Origin of the sequence: uncultured Lamprocystis sp. (assembly GCF_903933125.1) — a bacterium.
Taxonomy (GTDB): Bacteria; Pseudomonadota; Gammaproteobacteria; order Chromatiales; family Chromatiaceae; genus Thiodictyon.
In genome coordinates this window covers 1-2199 of record NZ_CAIZIZ010000273.1, presented here as the reverse complement: position 1 = coordinate 2199, position 2199 = coordinate 1, and the positions used below count along the sequence as shown (strand labels likewise).

The window sequence follows — 2199 nt, the reverse complement described above, 5'->3', positions numbered from 1 at the left end:
TGCGCCGCACCAGTTGGGCGGCGGCGAATTTCGTCAACTCAACCGCAGACCCGGACGCCCTCGTTATTTCCCAGCGGGACTGGGAACGCTTGCTGGATCAACTGGCCTCGACGGCCTGAAATGGCCAAAGTCGAGTTCATATGAACCCACGTCTTCACGAGAATATAAGAGAGCCAAGAACTGCAATGCTCTTAATGTGATAAACAACAAGAGTGCGAAAGGCACCCCAAACCACGGGGTCGTAAAATAGGACGCGAGAACCGCGACGACAAGCGCAATAGCAATCAACATTTAACAGTCCTCCTGATTTATTAGGAATAGACGCTATTGTCTAATATGGCCTATAGCAGCGCGCGCCCGTAATGACCTTGCGAGCGCGGTCCCGGTGAAATAGTCTGCGGAGGCGACGTTTGGCCAGGTACGGGGCCAAGTCGGAGTCGATGGCCGGGCCGCTGCCGGGAACTCGCCGAATAGACCCTCAGCGGAATCACCCATCGAACCGGGAAAATAATGCGCGAGCCGGTTGCCACGATGCGGGTGCCGGTGCCGGAATCGTTGGTCGCCTCACCGCAAAGGGTGTAGCCCTCGACCGTCAACGCCGGGGCGAGCTCGGACAAGAGCGGCAAGGGGATCAGCGAAGCACTGGAGGAGCATGACCAGGGGCAAAGTCGCCCTAGCGAAGCCAGAGGACGAAAGGTCGGTGCGCATGCCGCTGAGCGGTGGGAAGCCAGCATCGCCATATCTACCACCTCCAAGTAAGCGAAGCGAAAAACATTTGGCCACACCGGCGCAGACCGGTCGGCATCAAGGGCTGGTCACACTGCCGACCAGCCAAGAAACGCTGCAGCCAGAGTCTACGTTTTTCGTAGAGTTGATACAAGGGGATGTCGCGACCATCCGCGGATGGTCAAGAATTCCTCACAGACGCCTTGCTGCTTCGGTGCGCGCTTGCGCCAAGCCCGCGAGCGCGCGGGACTGGCCCAGGACAAGTTGGGCGTTCTGATTGGGCTGGATGAGGGGTGCAGCAGCGCCCGGATCAGCCGCTACGAGACAGGTGTACACGAGCCGCCTTTTGAGACGGCCCGCAAGCTGGCTCAGGTTCTCGGGGTTTCGGTGACCTACTTTTACTGCGAGGACGACTGGCTGGCCGACCTGGTGCTGAGGCTGACGGCGCTGACCCCGGCGCAGCGGATCGAGCTGGCCGCCTGGTTGGACCTGCGGCGCGGAGTAATCTAGCCCGTGATCTTGCGCTGAGAGGGCACCGCGCCGACACTTCGCCGACTCCCTGCCAAACCCATCCCGGAGGAACGGTTCGATGACCGCGCAACCCAGGTACGCCGACCGGGACGACACCCCGACCGACGATCACATCATCCAACTGCACGGGGTCACCTGGGCGGACTACGAGCGCCTGCTCGAGATCCGCGGCGACCACTCCGCGCCCCGCATCGCCTACCTCCACGGGACGGTCGAGATCATGAGCCCCTCGCAGACCCACGAGTCCGTCAAGTCGATGATCGGCTGTCTGGTCGAGACCTGGTGCCTGGAGCGCGGCATCCCCTTCCTGACGGTCGGCTCTTGGACACTTCAGTCCGAGCCCAAGTCGCGCGGGGTCGAACCGGACGAGAGCTATATCTTCGGCGATCCCAAGGCGGCGGAGCGCCCGCAGCTCGCAATCGAGGTGGTGTGGACCGCCGGGCGCATCGACAAGCTGGCCATCTACCGCCGGCTCGGGGTGGCCGAGGTCTGGTTCTGGCGCAAGGGTCGCATCACCCCCTATGCCCTGCGCGGCGAGCACTATGTCCCGATCGCCGCGAGCGAGGTTCTGCCGGGCTTGGACCTGGAACTCCTGACGAGCTTCCTCGGCAACCCGACCACCTTCGACGCCATTCGCGGGTTTCAGGCGGCGCTGCGCGCCGGGGGCACCACGCCGTAGCGCCGTTGATCCGGCGCCCGGACGCTGCGCCGGGCGTCCTGAATCGGGTGCCCGAACCTGAGCGGAACGCGAGTTCCGGGGACAGTTTACTCAACTACGTCTGCCGCCAGCAATTCCAAATTAGGGCGGCACCGCGCGACCTCTGGTGGATGCGGCGCGCGCGACCGCCGTGCCGAGTCCCTGAGACCGAGCGGCGCGCCTTATCCACCCTACAACGGAGCCGGTTTCGTAGGGTGGATAAGCGCAGCGCATCCACCATCGGC

At 63.4% G+C, this 2199-nt stretch carries 2 protein-coding genes; both read left to right on the top strand.

The annotated features are described in order from the left end of the window. The first annotated feature begins 948 nt into the window (after window positions 1-948). Window positions 949-1236: a helix-turn-helix transcriptional regulator gene (locus QZY03_RS13470; RefSeq protein ID WP_295581827.1), complete on the top strand. Its 288-nt coding sequence runs from the start codon at window positions 949-951 to the stop codon at window positions 1234-1236. Window positions 1237-1315: 79 nt separating this feature from the next. Beyond that, on the top strand, window positions 1316-1936 hold the full coding sequence (locus tag QZY03_RS13465; RefSeq protein ID WP_295581825.1) for a Uma2 family endonuclease: 621 nt from the start codon (window positions 1316-1318) through the stop codon (window positions 1934-1936). The last annotated feature ends 263 nt before the right edge of the window (window positions 1937-2199 follow it).

What these genes read in the sequence shown, in the direction of transcription:
- QZY03_RS13465 (WP_295581825.1), top strand. Translation starts at nt 1,316, where the DNA reads ATGACCGCGCAACCCAGGTACGCCGACCGGGACGACACCCCGACCGAC.